The organism is Dissulfuribacter thermophilus (assembly GCF_001687335.1).
Lineage (GTDB): Bacteria > Desulfobacterota > Dissulfuribacteria > Dissulfuribacterales > Dissulfuribacteraceae > Dissulfuribacter > Dissulfuribacter thermophilus.
On record NZ_MAGO01000001.1, the window covers coordinates 198,288 to 218,893 of the forward strand.

The 20,606-nt window shown below is 44.4% G+C and carries 15 protein-coding genes and 1 tRNA gene; 9 read left to right on the forward strand and 7 right to left on the reverse strand.

Annotation, left to right across the window (positions count from 1 at the left end; all coding sequences use genetic code 11):
- Positions 1–83 precede the first annotated feature (83 nt).
- Together yedF and DBT_RS00835 are read left to right on the forward strand one after the other, a co-directional pair.
- Positions 84–701 carry a sulfurtransferase-like selenium metabolism protein YedF gene (yedF, locus tag DBT_RS00830; protein ID WP_067615492.1) on the forward strand — a complete coding sequence of 206 codons (618 nt, stop codon included), beginning with the start codon at positions 84–86 and terminating at the stop codon, positions 699–701.
- Positions 698–1,861 carry a THUMP domain-containing class I SAM-dependent RNA methyltransferase gene (locus tag DBT_RS00835; RefSeq protein ID WP_067615494.1) on the forward strand — a complete coding sequence of 388 codons (1,164 nt, stop codon included), beginning with the start codon at positions 698–700 and terminating at the stop codon, positions 1,859–1,861. Before yedF ends, DBT_RS00835 begins: the two co-directional genes overlap by 4 nt.
- A gap of 9 nt (positions 1,862–1,870) precedes the next feature.
- On the opposite strand, the gene DBT_RS00840 is transcribed toward DBT_RS00835, so the two are convergent.
- Complete coding sequence (locus DBT_RS00840; protein WP_067615496.1) at positions 1,871–2,368, reverse strand: molybdopterin-guanine dinucleotide biosynthesis protein B; 498 nt, start codon at positions 2,366–2,368, stop codon at positions 1,871–1,873.
- On the reverse strand, positions 2,358–4,613 hold the full coding sequence (locus DBT_RS00845) for an ATPase (RefSeq protein WP_067615498.1): 2,256 nt from the start codon (positions 4,611–4,613) through the stop codon (positions 2,358–2,360). The genes DBT_RS00840 and DBT_RS00845 overlap by 11 nt, the downstream gene beginning before the upstream one ends.
- Before the next feature lie 197 nt (positions 4,614–4,810).
- On the opposite strand from DBT_RS00845, the gene gatB reads away from it, so the two are divergent.
- From gatB to mreB, 4 genes are all read left to right on the forward strand, one after another.
- Positions 4,811–6,241, forward strand: coding sequence for an Asp-tRNA(Asn)/Glu-tRNA(Gln) amidotransferase subunit GatB (gatB, locus tag DBT_RS00850; protein WP_067615500.1), 1,431 nt, complete (start codon positions 4,811–4,813; stop codon positions 6,239–6,241).
- Between the two features lie 5 nt (positions 6,242–6,246).
- On the forward strand, positions 6,247–7,338 hold the full coding sequence (mtnA, locus tag DBT_RS00855) for an S-methyl-5-thioribose-1-phosphate isomerase (protein ID WP_067615502.1): 1,092 nt from the start codon (positions 6,247–6,249) through the stop codon (positions 7,336–7,338).
- Positions 7,304–8,170, forward strand: a complete 867-nt coding sequence (locus tag DBT_RS00860; protein ID WP_067615504.1) for a GAF domain-containing protein — start codon at positions 7,304–7,306, stop codon at positions 8,168–8,170. Before mtnA ends, DBT_RS00860 begins: the two co-directional genes overlap by 35 nt.
- A gap of 316 nt (positions 8,171–8,486) precedes the next feature.
- Entirely contained in the window at positions 8,487–9,509 is a 1,023-nt protein-coding gene (gene mreB, locus DBT_RS00865; RefSeq protein WP_067615506.1) for a rod shape-determining protein, read from the forward strand.
- 402 nt (positions 9,510–9,911) lie between these two features.
- Here mreB and lon read toward each other — a convergent pair whose 3' ends face one another.
- The 5 genes from lon to DBT_RS00895 all read right to left on the reverse strand — a co-directional run bounded on the left by lon (position 9,912) and on the right by DBT_RS00895 (position 15,826).
- Positions 9,912–12,338 (reverse strand): endopeptidase La, encoded by a 2,427-nt coding sequence (gene lon, locus DBT_RS00875; protein ID WP_067615510.1) that lies wholly within the window; start codon positions 12,336–12,338, stop codon positions 9,912–9,914.
- Positions 12,339–12,512: 174 nt separating this feature from the next.
- The gene (gene clpX, locus DBT_RS00880; protein WP_067615512.1) at positions 12,513–13,775 is read right to left on the reverse strand and encodes an ATP-dependent Clp protease ATP-binding subunit ClpX; all 1,263 of its coding nucleotides are present in this window, start codon (positions 13,773–13,775) and stop codon (positions 12,513–12,515) included.
- 2 nt (positions 13,776–13,777) lie between these two features.
- A complete protein-coding gene (gene clpP, locus DBT_RS12290; protein WP_067615515.1) occupies positions 13,778–14,377 on the reverse strand; it encodes an ATP-dependent Clp endopeptidase proteolytic subunit ClpP in 600 nt (199 codons plus the stop codon).
- Complete coding sequence (gene tig / locus DBT_RS00890) at positions 14,378–15,658, reverse strand: trigger factor (protein ID WP_067615517.1); 1,281 nt, start codon at positions 15,656–15,658, stop codon at positions 14,378–14,380. It lies immediately after the preceding gene.
- A gap of 83 nt (positions 15,659–15,741) precedes the next feature.
- Positions 15,742–15,826: transfer RNA gene (locus DBT_RS00895), tRNA-Leu, on the reverse strand.
- Between the two features lie 96 nt (positions 15,827–15,922).
- Between DBT_RS00895 and recN the strand changes: the two genes are divergently transcribed.
- The 3 genes from recN to DBT_RS00910 all read left to right on the forward strand — a co-directional run bounded on the left by recN (position 15,923) and on the right by DBT_RS00910 (position 20,600).
- Positions 15,923–17,593 carry a DNA repair protein RecN gene (gene recN, locus DBT_RS00900; protein ID WP_067615518.1) on the forward strand — a complete coding sequence of 557 codons (1,671 nt, stop codon included), beginning with the start codon at positions 15,923–15,925 and terminating at the stop codon, positions 17,591–17,593.
- The gene (locus DBT_RS00905; RefSeq protein WP_067615520.1) at positions 17,590–18,567 is read left to right on the forward strand and encodes a hypothetical protein; all 978 of its coding nucleotides are present in this window, start codon (positions 17,590–17,592) and stop codon (positions 18,565–18,567) included. The genes recN and DBT_RS00905 overlap by 4 nt, the downstream gene beginning before the upstream one ends.
- Positions 18,568–18,710: 143 nt before the next feature.
- Positions 18,711–20,600 (forward strand): SurA N-terminal domain-containing protein, encoded by a 1,890-nt coding sequence (locus DBT_RS00910; protein WP_067615522.1) that lies wholly within the window; start codon positions 18,711–18,713, stop codon positions 20,598–20,600.
- Positions 20,601–20,606 lie beyond the last annotated feature (6 nt).

The following is a 20,606-nucleotide window of genomic DNA, read 5'->3' on the forward strand; positions in this document are numbered from 1 at the left end:
TTCAATAGCTAAATTGAGAAGAATATTCTGCAACTGGTAAATTTAGCAATTGAAGCATTCCAGATATAAGGAGATCTAAAAAAATGACTGAAAAGATTTTGGATTGCAGAGGACTGTCTTGTCCAAAACCTGTATTGGAGACAAAAGATGCACTTGACACTATAGAGCCTGGTTCAGATACAGTGTTAACAGTCATAGTAGATAACGAGGCAGCAAAGGGAAATGTAAAGCGATTTGCAGAGAGCCAAGGGTGTGAAGTTGAGATTAAAGAGGAAGGAGAAAGACAGTTTAGACTGTTTATAAAAAAGGGAGAAAAATTCAAGAAGACCCCTTTTGAGATTTCATGTGATACCTCCCCTACCCTGGCATCGTCTGCAGTAGTCTTTTCTTCTGATGTTTTGGGCCATGGTGACGAAGATCTGGGCAAAACCTTGATTGACGCATTTTGCCATACCCTTTTAGAGATAAAACCACTGCCCAGTTTTATAGTCTGTTACAATCGAGGGGTCTATCTAGCAGTTCAAAGCTCTATCGTCTTGGATGCATTGAGGGAATTTGAGAGAAAAGGAGTGGAGATCCTGGTGTGCGGCACATGTCTAAGACATTATGGCCTTGAAAAAGATCTGGGAGTGGGCAAGGTTTCGAATATGTTTGAAATACTCGAGGCATTATCAAAGGTCTCTAAGGTCATAAATCCGTGACGGGTACCACATTTAAATTTTTTGCAGCAGTCCCTCCTGGGCTTGAAGATATCGCAAATGCCGAGATTAAGGCCCTTGTAAAAGATACAAACATAGTCCCTGGAGGGGTTGAATTTGCCGGAGATTTAAGGCTACTTTTTAAGGCTAACCTCCTTTTAAGGGTCCCTTCAAGAATCCTTTTGAGGGTGGCCCGTTTCAGAGTAAAGGATTTTAATAGTCTTATTTCAGGAGTTTCTAAGTACCCATGGGAAATCTATCTTACCCATGGGGTTTCAATAAAAATCAGGGTTACTTCTAAAAAGTCCAGGCTTTGGCACTCTGACGCAGTTAAGGAGAGGATACAAAGGGGCATAGAAAGGCGACTCAAGCGCACGATAAAACTAATTGATAATCAGGAACAAATTGAGCCATGGCGTTATCAGTTGATTGTCTGTCGGTTAAATAGAGATATTTGTAGCTTAAAGGTCGATACCTCTGGAGACTTTCTTTTTCACCGAGGATACAAGCTCATCCACGGGCCTGCCCCTTTGAGAGAAAACCTCGCTGCAGCCATTATTAAGGCATCCAAATGGGATAAATTGTCTCCTTTCCTTGATCCATTCGCTGGATCTGGGACAATTCCAATTGAGGCAGCCCTTATAGCCCATGATATCCCTCCAGGACTGAACAGGAGTTATCCTTTTGAGCGCTGGAAGATCTTTGATAGCAGTCTCTGGAAAGGTGTAAAAAAAGAAGTTATTGGCCATATAAAAGACATTGCAGGTGACCCAAAAATAATAGCCCAGGACGTCGATGAAAAAATGCTAAAGGCGCTCAGAGAAAATGCACGTAAGGCACTGGGAGCCTATTGTAGTAATCTTGGAGATATGCTTGAGGTACGAAAGGCCTCCTTTGAAAAGACACTTCCCCCTGTAAAAGGACCTGGTTGGATAGTCACAAATCCTCCCTTTGGAAAAAGGCTTTTTAGCGAAAGAGATGAGAGTAAATTTCTTCTTTCCATAAAGGAACACCTATTAAGACATTATAAGGGTTGGAAAGTCTTTTTACTCGTACCCTCAGAGTATGAGAGACTATTAAATAATAGCCTGGAAAGGCCCCTACGATTTAGACATGGAGGGCTTAAGGTGTCTCTTGTGCAGTTGACATCCTCTCCCCAATAGACCAGCACTCTACTTACCTAATATTTTGAGGCAAAAGTCTGCGATCTTGTCTACTTCATCAAAGGAAAAACTTGGATTAAAGGCAGGGGCCTCTTCATCTGTAACTAAGGCCCTGACGTTTGCTATTTTGTGGAAAAGATAGCCCTCGCTTATTCCCTTTCGATGAACCTCTATCTTGGGGATATGGTCTATGAATTTGAATCCTTCCAAGAGCATTGCTTCTACCTGGAAAATTTGCCCAATTTTTTCTAGATAATCAGCTTCCTTTTCGAGAAAGATCGAGACACCATCTTTTGCAACGATGGCATGAGGGAATAAACCGTCTCTTTTAAATTTTCCGGAATCAGTGTTTCCCGATTCTAGTTCTAGGAGTGAGTGCTTAGTACTCTTTACAATCCCGATCCTGATCCCCTTATCTTTGAGTATCCTCGAAATCGTTCTCAACAGAGTGGTCTTGCCGGAGTTATGAAAACCTACGAATGAAAGGCAGGGAATATTACCAGACACCTCTTAGACCTTCTTCCCTTCTTATTTTGTCCAATCTTCTCTCGAGGTCTATACGCCATTCTGCATGGATTCTGGCCGCAGGTGGAGTGATTAGTTCAGGGAGGCCGTAAACAAGCCTGTTTGCTGCGTGGCTCGCTTCTATTACTGCCTCTATAGACCTTGCCCCAAATTTGTATTTTGCTATTAGGAGCCTTAAAAGTAGGCCCGAGGTCTTTCTCGCTGCCTTTTTCCAGTGGCTATTCATTTGGTGAGCGATTATGAAGGCGCGCTTTAATAGCAGGCGTCTGAGCTCTCTGAGTTCTTCTTCCGAAGCTGAATCCCTTAAAAGTTCATCTGGAATATCAATGCCTTCAATATCCAGTACAACTCTAAGCCTGCTCATAAAGTCTGGGACCTTTAGGGTCTTCATCATCTGGACCGCTTTTTTGTCTTCCTGTACCAGTAGTTTTTCCATGGACTCCCAGGATTCCTTGACTCCGCCAGCAAAGACAAAGACGCTTCTTCCGATGTACCTAGGGATGCCGTGGACAAAGGTGACACCGTCTTGCATACTGGGTAGGAAATAACGCAGATAACCAAATTCATTGCCATCATATCTACAGTCAAATTCGTCCCAGAAGGCAATGGGTACCTTGCCCTTGGCCACTGACGCCCTAACCAAGTCGATGGCAGAGTTGATTTCCTCAGGTCCAGAGAACTGGGTTAGATTGAATTCAAAGAATTCAAACGGATTGTGCTCGAATCGTTTTGATATTACTCGTGCGACCTCTTTTACGGCAAAAGATTTACCTGAGCCTGGCGGTCCAAATACGCCTATACAGAGTGGCCTTTTTACTTCTTCTCTTGTTACATAGTTGTCCATCACCCTTTGAAGGGTTATAACCGGGGCAATTTCCACAGGGTCAGTAGTTCTTAAGTTCCCCACCTGAAAAAGTCTAAGCCCCTCAAAACCTTTATCTCTATTTACTTCCTCCTTTAGGTGTTTAAGAACAGATAGAATAACTCCAATGTATCCTAGCCTTTCCTCAAGATTCTTTTCAGGGACTCCATATGGACACGATGGCTGTATTTCAAAAAAGGTTCGAATAGCGGCCTTCCTATCAGATGTCCAATCTTGACTTGAAACTGCGCTTAGCACCTCGTCAAAATCGCTTCTTATGTAAGAGAGTTCAAAAAAGGCAGGGTCAATCTTTGTTTCTAACAAGGAACAGGGTATCCCCCCTGGATAAGTGGATGAAAAATCCATGTTTGGAAATTCTAATTCGTCGGAGAAGTAGTAGCCATATTGTTCGAGGAGATTCCAATTATTTAGTACGCGTTTTGAAAAATCAAAGAAATAACTCCTATTAAAGGGTATCGTGTCCATTGCAAGGGCATCTACAGTAAGCATTGAGACTATCAAGGTGTCGTAACAGGGCACAGAGCCGTAGCGATGCATTTTCCCTATGCCAGGAAGTGTTCCATCTCTGTGTCTAAATAGGGCTGTATTTGGACCGAGATAGAGAAGCCCGTCAGGAAACATTTCAACAATAATGTGGCATTTGAAGCGTCCTGTCTTCTTGTCCCACAGGCCGACCTCTTCGGATTTTAAGGCCCTGATGGTCATGGCAACAATGGACTCCCATACCACGGCGCTGTCCATTTCCATGCGGGTGGTCTCGAGGTCGTTTAATCTGCAAAAGAGAACGAAATTTTTCCCAAAGGTCTTTGCCCACTTTTCCCAATGGGCTGCACTAATTCCAAGGGCGAAGACCCAGGCCTTAGGACTGAATTTTTTAAGCTCTTGAGCAACTTGAGGTGGATTACCGCTGTCATCTATTATTATAAAGCCATTTGCCTTGGTAAGTTCTTCTTTTTTTATTTCATTTATGGAAAAGGTCTCTGGTTTAGAGGTCCTTCCACCAGGAGGCAGGATCTGATGTACCATAAACCAGCCATGGTTTTTATTTCCAGGGATATCTTTTAGCTTTTTGAAGATTTGAAAGACCTGTCTGTCCTCTCCATAAGTGTAGGTATGAATCTTGGGGGCAAGGCCGGACGGAGTGAGAAATGACGATAACCAAGTGAGGCACTGTTCCAAGCGCCCTTCTTCTTTGGTGACACGTCCTGCAAGCAGTTCAATAAAATCACCAGGATCATAACCATACGAAGGCAGGCTACCCTGGGATAAAAGGCTTACCTCTTTGATGGGAAGGTTTGTTATAGAAGCCCGCGAGCCAATAAGTATTATTTTTTTTTCTTTCATAAGGTGAGATGACCCTGAAATTAATTTTTGGCCAATAATTATAAAAAAATAATAGCATCTTGTGTTATTCTTACAAGGAAAAATACATTACACAGTTTAAAGTATGCATTACCACAGAATGCATTGACCTTGAATGGGGATTTCACACGTGGTAAGAAACAAGATTAATTGGGATTTCTTTTTATATAGGGGGCACTATGGAATTTGAAGCTGTTATAGGTTTGGAGGTACACTGTCAGCTACGTACTAAGAGCAAGATATTTTGTTCCTGCTCTGCAGACTTCGGAGCACCGCCCAATACTCATACATGTCCGGTGTGTCTAGGGATGCCAGGAGTCCTTCCTGTGCTGAATAAAAAGGTGGTAGAATTTGCCTTAAGGTTAGCCCTAGCAACTAACTGTACTATAAACCGTAGGAATATCTTCGCGAGAAAACACTACTTTTATCCGGATCTACCGAAAGGATATCAAATCTCCCAGTTTGAGGCCCCAATAGCCGAACACGGATGGATAGAAATAGAAACGGAAAAGTTGGGTAAGAGAAGGATTGGGATTACCAGAATCCACATGGAAGAAGACGCTGGAAAGCTCATTCATGACGATGCAAGACCTGTTAGCTACGTAGACCTCAATAGGACAGGGACACCTCTCCTTGAGATAGTCAGTGAACCAGACATCCGCACGCCAGAAGAGGCAGGAGAATATCTGAAGCGATTGAGAGAGCTTGTGCGTTACCTTGGGATAAGTGACGGAAACATGGAAGAGGGAAGTCTTAGGTGTGATGCCAATATATCCCTGCGTCCAAAAGGTGAGACAAAGCTTGGTACAAAGGCCGAATTAAAGAATATGAATTCATTCCGTCATGTCCAAAGGGCCCTTGAATACGAGATCAGAAGGCAGACAGGCCTTCTGTTGGACGGTAAGGAAGTGGTTCAGGAAACCAGGCTCTGGGACGAAGCAAGAGGCGTTACTCTGCCAATGCGCGGTAAGGAAGAGGCCCATGACTATCGCTATTTCCCTGATCCAGATCTAGTTCCCGTAGAAATAGATGAGGAATGGATAGATAATGTAAGAGCTGGGCTCCCAGAACTTCCCCATGAGAAGCGTACGAGATTCGTAGAAGAATATGGTCTTGGAATAGATGATGCCAAGGTCTTAACATCTTCACGGGAACTTGCAGATTACTTTGAGGAGTGTGTTAAGGGCTTTAATCAGCCTAAAAAAGTGGCAAACTGGATAATGGTTGAGCTCATGAAATTTCTCAATCAGGATGGTATTGAGATTCAAGACTGCAAAGTCAGACCAAATCACCTTTCTGAGCTATTGAGCCTTGTAGATTCTGGTGCCATCAGTGGAAAGATGGCCAAAGATATTTTGGAAAAAGTTTATAAAACGGGAACTTCACCCAAGGAGATAGTGGAGACCGAGGGGCTTAGTCAGGTAAGCGACGAGGATACCTTAAGAACGGTATGTAACGAGGTGTTGACAGAGAATCCAAAAGAGGTGGAAAAATACAAGGCTGGAAAGACGAAGGTCCTAGGCTTTTTAGTTGGTCAGGTTATGAGGAAGACCAAGGGGAAGGCAAATCCCAAGAAGGTAAATGAACTCTTGGTAGAATTATTGAAATAGAGGTTATGAAAGATCCAATTTCAGTACTGAAAGAAAAGGGTGGTTCTTCTATCTCTCCCTTGAGATGGGAAGGTGGAGTTTTAAGGCTTATTGATCAGCGGTTAGTCCCCTATGAAACCAAGTGGTTAGACCTTAAATCGTGGGAGGAAGTTCGAGATGCCATAAGAGACATGGTGGTGCGGGGTGCACCAGCCATTGGCATCACAGCTGCTTTTGGTATGGCCCTTTGCGCTATTGGATTCGAGGGTGATGGAGGCGATGAACTTTTAGAGGTTTTGGAAGAGGCTGGCAGGGGATTGAATGATGCTCGTCCAACTGCAGTAAACCTCTCATGGGCAGTCAAAAGGATGCTCAATGCGGCTCAAAGCGCCAAAGATGCTGGTCATTCCGTAATGGAAATCAAGGGCCTTTTAGAGAAAGAGGCCATAAATATCTGGATGGAAGATGTGATTTCCAATCTCGAAATGGGGAAATTCGGTGCACAACTTATTAAAGATGGCTCCACTATTCTTACACACTGCAATGCTGGTGCCCTTGCCACAGGTGGCTATGGCACTGCACTGGGGGTAGTGAGGTATGCTCACTTTTCAGGTAAGCGCATAAAGGTACTTGCAGATGAGACGCGGCCTTGGCTTCAGGGGATCAGACTTACAGCATGGGAGCTCTTGGAAGACGGGATAGAGGTAGAGGTGATTTGCGATAATGCTGCAGGCTTCTTCATGAAAAGAGGAGAGGTAGACTGTGTAGTGGTAGGGGCAGACAGGATTGCCCTGAATGGAGATGTTGCAAACAAGATTGGTACCTATTCTGTGGCTGAACTTGCAAAAGCGAATTCCATTCCCTTTTATGTTGCAGCACCTTTTTCAACTATCGATATTTCCACAAGAAGCGGTGAAGACATCCCGATTGAAGAGCGTAGCTCAATTGAAGTGACAACCATTAAAGGTATAACCCTTGGTCCAGAAAACGTCATTGCAAGGAACCCGGTTTTTGACGTTACACCCAATGAGCTTATAACAGCCATTATAACTGATAGGGGGATCCTTAGCCCTCCGTACGAAGATGCAATTGAGCGGTGTTTACGAAAATCCTCTTAAGGTCTTTGTAGAAACTGTCCAGAACTGTTTTGACGCTCATACAGCAGCGGTTTTTGTCAATACTGGCCATGATACTCTTAAACTTTTGGCGTATTCGAGTCTAAGCGACAAGATTATCTCCGAGGCTTTTATAAAAAGTGGCCAAGGTCTAGTTGGGTGGTGTTTTAGGCACAAAAAATTCATACATGCAACAGATTTCAGCCGTGACACTCGTACCCTAGGTTTATACAAAACAGATGTTGGCATAAAGTCCTTTATGGCTGCTCCCATAGGTTCGGCAAAAGGGGTAATCATGGTGGATTCCAAGGGCCAGTATGCATTCTCTGAAAAAAAACAGGGCCAGTTTAAGTCCTTTGCCAATCTATCAGAAAATCTCGTAGATGCCTTTTTCCATGAACAGAGATTAGGGTATCTAAATCGTTTTTTAGAGAACTATTTTTTGCTTAAGGGCCCTCCTTCTAGGATTTTAGAAGCACTTTTAAATATTACAGACCTTGAGATTGCCCTGATGATTAGGTTGAGAGGACATCATATTGGAGTGGAGTATTCACTCCCTCAAGGCATCCTGCGTATAAATGAAGCCCTCTACAGGGATGTAAGGGCCTTTGGAGCATGGTTGTTTAAACACAAAAAGCCTGTTGTAACCAACAGATTTAAGGCATTGACGAGGTTGGAACACCTTAAGGGATTAGGGCCAACTCTTCTGGGACTGTTGACCGAGCCTGATGCAGACGGGATTAATGCATGGGTACTTTCTGGGAAAAAACACCTTTTGGGATGGCCCAAGGGGCTGGAGCAGGTTCTGTGTGATGTTATAAAAGTTTTCGAATAAACTTTAGTTGCTCATCTTTTTTCTTTCTTCCTATGGAAGTCAAGGTCCAATCAATTGATGAAAAAGACTCTCTTCTACATATTTATTTGAACGTGTTTTGCGATAATATATATATGAAGGAGGAGGTACGGGGTAAGTCACTTAAAGGGGCACCAGCAGGTATCATATAATTAGAAACTGTCCTGTAAGCGCTTACAGGGAGTCCCAAATACGAGGGGTATGGCATGATGAGCCTACTTTGAGGAGGATCCCTCGTCGCCGACTGTTAAGAAGAACCAGACCCCCTGTGGATACTTATGCATGAGGAAGGTATACAATGGGATTGTTACGGTCGATAGTGAGAAAAGATCTTGCCATGGATCTTGGGACTGCAAATACCTTGGTCTATGTGGCAGGAGATGGAATTGTCCTAAATGAACCCACATGTATTGAAATAGATCATGAGGGAACTCCAGTTTGTTTTGGGGAAAATGCCTATGAACGTCTGGGCAAGACCCCAGATGGACAAAGGGTGATCCGTCCCTTAAAGCACGGAGTGATCAATGATTTTGAGGCAGCAACTGCACTTGTCCGAAATTTTATTAAAAAGGCAAAGGGTAAGAAGGGAATTCTTCCTCCCAGAGTATTGATTAGTGTCCCATCAAAGATGACGCAACTTGAAAAGCGCTCTGTTTTAGAGGCTGCCAGAGCTGCGGATATCAAGGATCCGTATCTTATTGAGGAGACTATGGCAGCAGCAATAGGGGCCGGACTAGAGGTGTTCGAGACTCATCCCAGGATGGTTGTGGATATTGGCGGCGGGACTACTGAGGTGGCAGTGATTGAACGAGGAGGTTTTGTGGAAAGTGATTCCATTAGAATTGCAGGAGATGAAATGGATGAAGCAATCAAAAGATTCATGAAGCAAACCTTGGGGATTCACATTGGCTCACGAAGTGCAGAGAGGATAAAGTGTGAACTAGGCACTGCAGTGTCCGATGTCTCATGGGATGAATCTATCAGTACTGTTACAGGAAAGGATTTGAATACAGGACTCCCCAAAATCATCTCCATAAGTGCAGCAGATTTGCGCCCTGCCCTTTTGCCCATATTAGATGAGATAGCCTATTTTATCCGAGATTTTATAGGAATATTACCTGAAAGAGTTCGAGACATTATTAAAACAGATGGTTTTCTATTGACTGGAGGAGGGACTCTGCTCAAGGGGATAGACAGATACCTTGCACAAGAGACAGGAATGCCTGTGTGCCACGCCCCTCAGCCTCTGTTGACAGTAGCAAAAGGGGCGGGCCTGGCAATAGAGAACTTGAAAATCTACAGGGGCGTATTTTCAAATTAGCCCCTGTTTATCCCAAATTATGCACTGCGAAAGGGGGCAAAAATGTTTTTTCTTTTTTTTAAACCGTGTGGTTTCTGCATCAATAAATGTTACCGTGAAAATACCCTTTGGGTAATTCGCTAATATAACAGGTAGAAGGAAGACGGTAGAAGGAAGAAGCAAGCCCTGCCTGTACAAAAGCCAGAGGCCGAAAGGCGAAGACATCAAAAAAAGTTAACTCAAAACTTAAAACTCAAAACTCAACAGTTCTGAAGTGCTCAACACTTTTAAAAAGCTTCTGCCTTCTACCTTCTTCCTATTCTCATTTTCATCCACGCGGGTGACGAATTCCGTCGTCACGATCATTTGGGTTTATGTGTTTATGGAGGCGCCTATATATGGCGCCGTTTACCTTCTTTATCCTTAATGCGCCCTTATTTCATCCTGACAGGGCGATGGAAGTGAGAACAAATCCGGTGCCTCTGCAGGGCTAGGTCCTTTAAACAGGCTCTTAGGATCATCGAGCTTCAGGGCCTCTAAAAGGACCTCATCCATGTGTTCCACAAGGACGATTTCTAGGCTTCTAGTGATCTTTTGCGGAATTTCCTTTAAATCCTTTTCGTTTTCTTTTGGAACTAGGACCTTTTTGATTCCCATTCGCCTTGCAGCAAGGAGTTTTTCCTTGAGCCCGCCTATGGCAAGTACTCGTCCCCTAAGAGTGATCTCTCCTGTCATGGCCACTTCGTGCCTTACAGGTATTTTCAAGAGTGCCGAGGTAATGGCAGTGGCTATTGTGATTCCGGCACTCGGGCCATCTTTTGGTATGGCTCCCTCTGGTACATGTACATGAATGTCTACTTTTTGATAAAAGTCCCAGGGGAGATCAAACTGGCAGGCCCTTGCCCGTACGTAACTCATTGCGGCTTGAGCTGATTCTTGCATCACATCACCGAGTTTTCCAGTGATGGTCAGATGGCCTTTTCCAGGCATCACTGCAGACTCTATGTGGAGCACAGTGCCTCCAGTTTCCGTCCAGGCAAGCCCAGTGGCCACACCAACTAGATCTTGGTCTTCTGTCTCCCTATTCTTGTATTTGGGCACTCCCAGGTATTTTTGGAGTGAAGTCTGGTTTATACGTTGGCTCCAATTCTCTTGTTTTTCTTTGTTCTTGACGAATTCTTTTGCAACTTTTCTGAGAATAGACGCAATGGCACGTTCCAGACTTCTAACTCCAGCCTCTCTTGTATAGGAGCGAATTATTTCGAGGAGGGCTCCCTGGCTGAATTGAACCTGATCGGGTTTCAGTCCATGGGCTTCCAACTGCCTTGGAATGAGATAGCCCTTGGCAATTTCCAGCTTTTCCTCCTCGGTATAGCCTGGGATTTCTATTATTTCCATTCTATCTTGAAGGGGTAGGGGTATGGTGTGTAGGGCATTGGCAGTAGTTATAAACAGTACCTCTGAAAGGTCATAATCCAGATCGAGGTAATGGTCGTTAAAGGCATAGTTCTGCTCTGGGTCAAGTACCTCCAATAGGGCAGCAGCAGGATCGCCTCTAAAATCAGCGCTCATCTTGTCCACTTCGTCTAGACAGAATACAGGATTGCTACTTTTGGCCTTTCTGAGGGACTGGATGATTTTACCTGGCATTGCCCCTATGTAGGTACGCCTGTGGCCGCGTATCTCGGCCTCATCTCTTACGCCACCTAGGGAAAGTCGGACAAAGTTTCTCCCCAGTGCCCGTGCAACTGAGCGGGCAAGGGAGGTTTTACCAACTCCTGGAGGGCCAACTAGACACAGTATTGGCCCCTTCATCTTTTTTACTAGACTTTGAACCGCTAGATATTCGAGTATTCGTTCTTTTGGCTTTTCTAGGCCGTAGTGGTCTTCATTGAGTATGCGTTCGGCCTCTTTAATATCGTGTTTATCCTTGGTTTTGTCGTACCAGGGAAGGGCCAAGATCCAATCAATATAGTTTCTTACTACAGTGGCCTCTGCAGACATTGGGGCCATGAGTTTTAACTTTTTAAATTCTTGCCTTACCTTCTGGGCCGCTTCCTTTGGAAGCCTTTTTTTCTTTATTCGGCGTTCAAGTTCTTGAAGATCGTTCTGGGCATCGTCTTTTTGCCCCATTTCCTTTTGAATGGCGCGGATCTGCTCATTGAGGTAGTAGTCCCTCTGATTCTTCTCCATCTGTTTTTTGACCCGCTCTTTTATGCGCTGCTCCACCTGAATAATCTGGGTCTCGTTGCGCATCATAGTGTAGAGGCGTTCCAGACGCTTCCCTGGCTGTGTAATCTCGAGGATCTGCTGCTTGTCGCTCACCTTAAGGGGAATGTGGCCCGCAATGGTATCAGCAAGCCTGTCTGGGTCAGATATGGAGGATATGGACAGGGCTACCTCAGGAGGGATCTTTTTGTTGAGTTTTACATATTCATCAAAGGCCTCAATGGTCATTCTGATGAGGGCCTCTACCTCTGGACCATGGGCCTCAACCCTGGGAAGTGGTTCTACTTCCACTGCAAAATATTCATCTTCAGGGAGAAATCGTAGAATTTTCGCTCGTCTCTGACCCTCGATCAAGGCCTTTACTGTACCATCTGGAAGGCGAAGGAGTTGAAGGATTGTGCCAATGGTGCCGATCTGATAGATGTCTTTTGGCTTTGGATCATCTATCTTGGCATCCTTTTGAGCTGCTAGAAAGATCTCGTGTTTTTCAGCCATGGCCTTTTCAATGGCCTGGACACTTTTTTCTCTACCCACAAAAAGTGGGGCCACCATATTGGGAAAAATGACTATATCTCTAAGGGGTAAAAGTGGTGCAATAATACTTTCCTGGTGTTCTTTCATGGGAAACTATGCGAGTTTTAGGGCTCGCCAGCCCATAGAATTTTTCACCTAAATTCTGCAAACCCAAAGGGTGCTGAATGTGAGTAATCTTTTGGAATATCAAATTCATTTGATTTTAGGATACTAATATAGTTAGCATAAAAACAGTTTTGCCAACCCCTCAAAAACAGGAGACTAAGATGCCTTAGCCTGTTCTTCCTGTTCAAAGAGGAGTATTGGCTCAGCCTTATTCTCTATGACGTCCTCACTAATAATACATTCCTTTACTCCTTCCATAGAAGGCAATTCATACATCAGATCCAACATGGCCTCTTCAAGAATGGCCCTAAGGCCTCTCGCACCTGTCTTTCTCTTCAGTGCTTCTCTTGCAATGGCACGTATTGCACCGTCAGTAAAATTGAGATCAATACCGTCCATTGCAAAAAGCTTTTGAAATTGCTTTATAATTGCGTTTTTGGGCTCTTGGAGAATACGGACTAGGGCCTCTTCATCAAGCTCTTCCAGGGTGGCTACTACTGGTATCCTTCCAACCAGCTCAGGTATGAGACCGTACTTTATTAGGTCTTCGGGCTGGACATGGGTCAATACTTCACCCAGAGTCATGTCTCTAGCACCCTGTACGTCCGCCCCAAATCCTATGGAGCGTTTTCCTAGCCTTGATTTCACGATTGAGTCAAGGCCTACAAATGCTCCACCTGCAATAAACAGTATATTTGTTGTGTCGATTTTGACGTATTCCTGCTGTGGGTGTTTCCTCCCACCTTTCGGAGGGACATTACATAAGGTCCCTTCTATAATCTTTAGGAGAGCCTGTTGGACTCCTTCTCCTGAAACGTCCCTTGTTATGGATGGGCTGTCGCTCTTTCTGGCTATTTTGTCGATTTCATCGATATAGACGATTCCACGGGAGGCAAGCTCTACATCATAATCTGCAGCCTGAAGGAGGTTCAAAATAATGTTTTCTACATCCTCACCAACATATCCTGCCTCTGTAAGGGTTGTTGCGTCAGCAATGGCGAATGGAACGTTTAATATCTTTGCAAGAGTCTGTGCAAGAAGTGTCTTTCCACTCCCTGTGGGACCGATGAGGAGTATGTTGGACTTTTGGAGTTCCACGTCTTCCATGTCAACTGAGCTATCAATTCTCTTATAGTGATTGTGAACGGCAACGCTCAGGATCTTTTTGGCCTGCTCCTGGCCAATCACGTATTCATCTAAAAGGGCCTTAATTTCAGAGGGCTTCAAGATGTAACCGGACTGAGTATCATCTTCGCGTTCTTCATCCTCTGCGATTATGTCGTTACAGAGCTCAACACATTCGTCACAGATGTATACGCTTGGCCCTGCTATGAGTTTTTTAACTTCCTGGTGCCCTTTCCCACAGAATGAGCACTTGAGTTTTTTCAAAAGTTCTAAATCTTGGTCGTTTTGGTTCATATTTAGTTGTCCTCCTGGACTTCTCTTTTTTCTATGACATGGTCTACAATGCCATAGGCTTTGGCCTCGTCACCACCCATGAAGAAGTCCCTTTCGGTATCTTTCTGAATGCGGTCAATTGGTTGCCCTGTATGTTTAGAAAGAATCTCGTTCAAACGCTCTCTCAGTCTTAGTATCTCTTTTGCGTGAATATCAATATCTGTAGCCTGTCCCTGAAATCCACCCATTGGTTGGTGAATGAGAATTCTAGCATTGGGGAGGGAATAGCGTTTGCCCTTTGCTCCAGCTGCCAAAAGGAGTGCTCCCATACTTGCAGCCTGCCCAAGGCACAGGGTTGAGACATCGGGTTTTATGTACTGGATGGTGTCATAAATAGCGAGTCCCGCTGTCACTACCCCACCTGGGGAATTAATATACAGAGTTATGTCTCTTTTAGGGTCTTCTGCCTCCAAAAAGAGGAGTTGAGCGATAATGAGGTTTGCCACCTCATCGTCAATGGCGGTGCCAAGGAATATGATGCGCTCCTTGAGGAGCCTTGAATATATGTCATAGGCCCTCTCACCGCGAGAGCTCTGTTCAATGACCATTGGAATTAAAGGCATTTATTTTTCCTCCTCCACAATTTCCGCATGTTCCAATAAAAAGTCAATAGTATTTTTTGCCCTAAGTTTCGGTAACACATACTCTGAAATAGCAGCTCTTATCTGATTTGGGTCAAGATTTCTATATTCCGGGGCCACTTCCATATAACGCATGAGTTCCTCGTTCGAGACAGTGATGTCCTCCTTGTCTGCGATCTTATCGAGCACTATTTCCATTTTCACCTGGCGCTCAGCATCTTCTCGCATCTTTTCCTTTAATCTTTCTTCGCTCATCCCTGTGCTCTGAAGGTCCATTCCCCTCTCATTGAGGTGAGAAATCACGTTGTCTACCATCTGGACAAGCTTTTTTTCCACAAGGCTCTCAGGCAGCGGGAAATCCACTTCGCTTAAAAGCTTGTCAATCAGCTGTTGTCTGATGGCCCTTTCCTGAGCCTCTTTTTTGTCCTGTTCCAGCTGATTTCTCATCCGTTCCCTTAAATCATCAATGGTCTTGTATTGGGGACCAAACTTTTGGGCAAATTCATCGTCAAGTTCAGGGAGGATTCTCTTTTTGATTTCCTTTACTGTAACTTTATATGTAATGGTCTTTCCTGCTACATTTTCATTTAGGGCGTCTTCTGGATAGGTTACTTCAATCTCTTTTTCCACACCTTTTTCTGTGCCTATGAGCTTGGTTTCAAATTCCTCATTGAAATAGCCTGAACCTACTTCTAGATAGTAATTTTCCTCTTTTAGGCCTTCTACGGGCTCTCCTTCAAAAAATCCCTCGAAATCGACGATAACAAGATCACCCTCTTGTACTGGTCGATCCTCTTCAAGGGATTCAACGGAGCCAAAGTGTTTTCTAAGGGCCTCCATCTGCTCGTCTACTTCTTCTTCTGTCACCTCATATGGTGGCTTTTCGAGCTTTATGCCCTTATATTCTGGAAGGTCGAATTCTGGCCAAAGGTCAAGTAGTGCAGAATAGCTAAAGGGTTCGCCTTCTTTTAGATCCCCGGCATTTTCAAGCCTTGGTTCGGTGATGAGTTTAACGTCTAGCTCTTCAAGGGCCTTTGGAAAGGTCTCTCTAATAAGGCTTTCTAAGACTTCTTCTCTGATGGAGTCTCCATGATACCTTTGAATTAAAGACTTGGGAGCCTTCCCCTTCCTGAAACCCTTAATTTTTACGTGCCTTCCAATTTTCTTGCACGCTTTGTCAAACTCAAGAGCTACTTGCTCTCCAGGTATTTCTACCTGGAGCTTTTTTTGAACAGGGGTTACATCTTCAACTGTTACCTTCATATCTCTTTCCTCTTACACTTTGGGATTTGTATTTGGAATATGTCTTCCCTGGCGGGTCACCTAAGGGACATGTACCATTAAAATGGTGCGAGAGGCGAGAGTCGAACTCGCACGGGTTACCCCACTGGATCCTAAGTCCAGCGCGTCTACCAATTCCGCCACTCTCGCACATCCTGAGAAAATCTAATCTAGGCAAAATTGTACGTCAAGATGTTCTACTACCTTGACTCCATCCTTGTCCATAATTAGAGTCATCCATTGATCATGCTCCGGGAGCTAATCCTCGAAAATTTTGTATTAATTAAACGGGCTCACATCTTCTTAGATGATGGGCTTACCGTATTTACAGGTGAGACAGGGGCCGGTAAAAGCCTTCTCGTCAGGGCTGTGAAGCTCCTTTTGGGTGAAAGACAGGTACCTGGCCTCATATATCCTGGGGCAGAACGTGCAGTTTTACAGGCAATATTTGATCCTCCCCTATGGCTAAGGGAACTAATGGAAGAGTTTGGCCTTTCAACTGATGAAGGGCTCATAATAAAACGTATATTTTCTAGGAAAACAAAGGCTCGCACCTATGTAAATGGTCATGCTATGACCCTTTATGAATTAAAGCAGTTGACTGGCGGACTTTTAAGTATAGCAGGACAGCACGAATATCAGGGACTGTTGAAGAGAGGGAGCTATATTGGATGGCTTGATCGTTTTGCGGGCCTTATCGATGAGCGAAAAAGGCTAAACAAGATCTATGAAGATTTGAGGGCATTAGAGGAGGAGGAAAGAAGGCTTTATTCTAGGATAGGCGATTTGCAGGCTCGAAAAGAAATTTTAGAGGCGGAGCTTGGAGAGATAGAAGAAATCGATCCAAAAGAGGGTGAAGAAGAGGTAATTTTGAGGGAACTAGAGTTGCTTCGTTCATCTTCAACCCTTAAAGAGCTTGGACAAGCCGCATACGCAAAACTGTATTCATCCCGTGGCTCTTGTGAGGAGCTTCTATCTGAGGCAATGGATGCCATTTCGAAGATGTCCAGTATTGATTCGAGGTTAAATGAAATTTCCAAGCGTCTTGACTCTGCCCTCACAGAGATTCGTGAGGTGGCCTATGAGATTAGAGACTATACAGATGACATAACAGGTGACCCGCAGAGGATCGATGAGCTTGAGTCAAGGTTACAGAGGCTTAGGAAGCTGCTTTTGAAGCACGGGCCCACAGTCGAGGATTGTCTGAGGAAAAAGGAGCAGATAAAGGCACAGCTAAGTGCCCTAAACAGCCCCAAGGCCTTCATGGCCGAAATTAAAGCGAGGTTAGAGGAAAAGAGAAAAGAACTTTTAGATGCGGCATTGAACCTTTCCGAGATGCGAAAAGATGCGGCAAGGCAGTTTGAAAGTGCTGTGAATAGAGAGCTGGAAGGTCTCTTCATCCATGATTGTTTGTTTAGCATCCGGATTGAGACCCCAGATGAACCTTCATATAAAGACGTTGGACCGGACGGTATGGACAAGGTGTTTTTTTGTTTCAGGCCAAACCCAGGACTTTCTCCGAGACCCTTAAATGAAATTGCCTCAGGAGGAGAGCTATCCAGGGTTATGTTGGCTTTGAGGGTTGCTCTTTCAGGTAGATTAGAAGGTACAACTATTTTGTTTGATGAAATAGATGCGGGCATTGGGGGGGAGACAGCCAATTTCGTGGGAGAAAAGTTGAGGTCCCTTGGCGAGGCTATGCAGGTACTGTGTGTTTCGCATTTTCCCCAGGTCGCATCAAGGGCAAGTGGGCATTTTGTAGTCAAAAAAATACAGGATAGTAATCAAACATGGACTGAAATTTTCGAGGTGAGAGGCGAAACGAGGGTCCAGGAGATTGCAAGAATGCTAGGGGGAAGTGGGCCTGAGGCACTGGGATATGCCAGATCTCTTTTAGATATGGGGGATAAAGAGTGAAGCGTAGAGGACTTGTACTATTTTCTGGAGGACTAGACAGTATATTGGCCTCAAAGGTCTTAGAGGCCCAGGGAATAGAAGTAATTTGCATAAAATTTATCACTCCTTTTTTTGGTCAGCGGGCATTGAAAGACCCAGAGCGAGAAAAGGCTCGGGTAAAGGAAAAGTATGGTCTTACATTAGAGCTGATTGATATAAGCCAAGAATTCATCGAGATGCTGCATGACCCATCCCATGGATATGGTAAATATCTAAACCCGTGTCTCGATTGCAAGATCCTAATGGTAAGAAAGGCGGTTTCTCTTTTAGAAGACTTTGGAGCATCATTTGTTGCAACAGGTGAGGTCATAGGGCAAAGGCCCATGAGTCAGAGAAGGGACGCCATGAGGATCGTCGAAAGGGATGCCTGTGCAGATGGCCTACTTTTAAGACCTCTATGTGCAAAACACATGCGCCCCACCAAGGCAGAAATTGAGGGGATTGTAGACAGGTCCAGGCTGCTCGGTATCTCTGGCAGGGGAAGAAAGGAGCAGATGCGTCTTGCCGAGACCTTTGGCATTAAAGACTATCCAACCCCTGCAGGAGGGTGCTTACTTGCAGATCCAATCCTTTCAGGCCGTTTCAAGGAGATCATGGATAGATATAGGGATCCTGATACCAATGATTTTCTACTTGCCCAGACAGGTAGGCACTTCTTCCTAGAAGACGGCTCTTGGTTGGTAGTTGGTAGAAATCAGGGAGAAAATCGGCAGATAGAGGCGTTGTCTAGAAAGGACGATATAATAATTAAAGCGAAGAATGCGCCAGGACCAACGGCCTTATGGAGAAACTATAAAGACAAGGCCTCAAAAGAGGAGGTATTGGCGATTTTCCGAAGATATGTAAAAAAGGCCCCAGAAGATCTGTGTATAGTGATGAATGTTTTGTCGGCTGAGGCTAGAGAGGATGATAGCAATCTCGGGCATGAGCAATAGGCTGAATTCGTCCGGTGAGTCGGCTGAATTGATGGTAATTTAACCCTATTTTGGGATTTACAGGGTCCAAAAATTCCTTTAAGATGCGCAAGTCCAAACTTTCATTTGATAAATTATTCTAGATAATATTTTGGGAGACCTCCATGCTTGATGTTATAAGGCGAAATGCTGGCTCATGGCTGCTCAAAATAATTCTTGGGGCCATTGTGGTTGTTTTTGTGTTTTGGGGGATAGGATCATTTAGGTCTCAGAGGATGAGTGTAATTGCCAAGGTAAATGGTGAAGACATCCTCCAAGAACAATATCAACAGGCATATGCTCAAGCTATTGAAAGATACAGTAAGATGTTTGGGGGGAGTATCCCCGCAGGACTTCTAAAGCAGCTTAACATCAAAAAACAGGTCCTTGATTCTCTTATAGATGATGCGCTGGTGCGTCAGGCTGCGAGTGATGTAGGGATTAGGGTGAGCGAAGAGGAGATAAGGAGGGTCATACTCTCATTTCCCAACTTTAAAAGAAACGGCGTTTTTGACAAAAAGCTCTATGATCTGGCATTGAGGGAGGCGCATCTGACTCCTATCGCCTTCGAAGGGCTGATCCGGCAGCAGCTCATTACAGATAAGCTGAGAGAAATGTTGTTTTCTGGGATTATAGTTCCAGATGCAGAGGTAGCAGAATACTATAGATTCCAGAACGAAGAAATAAATGCCGAATTCGTAAAAATCCCCTCCTCCAGTTGTGAAGATGATGTGAATGTTACTGATCAGGCATTGAAGGGTTGGTTTGAAGAAAATAAGGCCAGATACGAGACTAAACCCAAAATCAAGATTAGATATGTGGAATTTTCTCGCGACGAGGTGTTGAAGGGGGTAACGGTTACGCCAGATGCCATACAGTCCTATTATGAAACTCATAAAAAGGATTATGAGGTTAAGGAAAGAAGGCGTGCAAGACATATACTCATAAAGGTTCCACCTGGGGCAGATAATGCAACGACTGCAAAAAAGAGGGAAAAGGCCCTGGAGATACTGAAAAAGGCCAAGGCTGGAGAAGATTTTGCCGAATTGGCCAAAAAGTATTCTGAGGATCCTGGCACTGCAAAGTCCGGAGGAGACCTTGGCTTCTTTACAAAGGGTATGATGGTCAAACCCTTTGAGGAAAAAGTGTTTTCCATGAAGGAAGGGGAGATAGCCGGGCCAATTCGGACTCAGTTCGGATTTCATGTGGTTAAATTGGAAAAGGTGGAGCCATCAAGGGTTAAGAGTCTTGAAGAGGTAAAGGAAGAAATAGAGAAGAAGTTAAAAGACCAGAAGGCCAATGACATTCTCTGGGAGATGGCCAATAAGGCTTATGATGAAATAATTGGTCTTGGTGGTCTTGATGTATATGCCAAGGGTGCAAATATAGAGTTAAAAGAAACAGGACTTTTTTCAAAGGATGCTCCTCCACCATTGGTAGGGTTTTCGCAACAAGTGTTAAATTCGCTTTTTGCTCTTGATAAGGGAGAGTTGAGTTCCCTTCTGGAGGTGCCAAAAGGGATAATAATTGCGGAAGTCGTTGAAAAGCGGCCTCCGGAGATCCCAGAGTTTGACACCATAAAATCGCAGGTGAGAAGGGACTTTGTCAGGGAAAAGGCCCAAGTCGTCTGTGAAGAGAAGGCAAAGGATCTGTTGGCAAAGGCCAAGTCCGAGGGGCTTGAAAAGGCAGCCAAATCCATGGGGTTAGAGGTAGAGGAGACCGGCTTTTTTAAGCGTTCAGGTCTGGCAAAGGCAAAGGGGGTTCCTAGGTCTGTGGCAAAGGCAGCTCTGGCCCTTTATGAAGATAAGCCCCTTTGTGAAGAGCCTATGAAGGTCCAAGACGAATTTTATGTCTTTGCCTTTAAGGAGAGAAAGGCTGTGGATATGTCTGGACTCGACAGCCAAAAAGATCAGATTAGACAGACATTGCTGAATAAGAAGAAGAGCGAGGCCTTTAGCCAATGGCTCAATCATCAAAGGCAAAAGGCTGAGATTGAGATTTTGAGGAACCTTTAGGTCAAT

Coding starts and splice junctions, on each gene's coding strand:
- yedF (WP_067615492.1), top strand. CDS start 84: ATGACTGAAAAGATTTTGGATTGCAGAGGACTGTCTTGTCCAAAACCT.
- DBT_RS00845 (WP_067615498.1), bottom strand. CDS start 4,613: ATGAAAGAAAAAAAAATAATACTTATTGGCTCGCGGGCTTCTATAACA.
- gatB (WP_067615500.1), top strand. CDS start 4,811: ATGGAATTTGAAGCTGTTATAGGTTTGGAGGTACACTGTCAGCTACGT.
- mtnA (WP_067615502.1), top strand. CDS start 6,247: ATGAAAGATCCAATTTCAGTACTGAAAGAAAAGGGTGGTTCTTCTATC.
- DBT_RS00860 (WP_067615504.1), top strand. CDS start 7,304: ATGCAATTGAGCGGTGTTTACGAAAATCCTCTTAAGGTCTTTGTAGAA.
- mreB (WP_067615506.1), top strand. CDS start 8,487: ATGGGATTGTTACGGTCGATAGTGAGAAAAGATCTTGCCATGGATCTT.
- lon (WP_067615510.1), bottom strand. CDS start 12,338: ATGAAAGAACACCAGGAAAGTATTATTGCACCACTTTTACCCCTTAGA.
- clpX (WP_067615512.1), bottom strand. CDS start 13,775: ATGAACCAAAACGACCAAGATTTAGAACTTTTGAAAAAACTCAAGTGC.
- clpP (WP_067615515.1), bottom strand. CDS start 14,377: ATGCCTTTAATTCCAATGGTCATTGAACAGAGCTCTCGCGGTGAGAGG.
- tig (WP_067615517.1), bottom strand. CDS start 15,658: ATGAAGGTAACAGTTGAAGATGTAACCCCTGTTCAAAAAAAGCTCCAG.
- recN (WP_067615518.1), top strand. CDS start 15,923: ATGCTCCGGGAGCTAATCCTCGAAAATTTTGTATTAATTAAACGGGCT.
- DBT_RS00910 (WP_067615522.1), top strand. CDS start 18,711: ATGCTTGATGTTATAAGGCGAAATGCTGGCTCATGGCTGCTCAAAATA.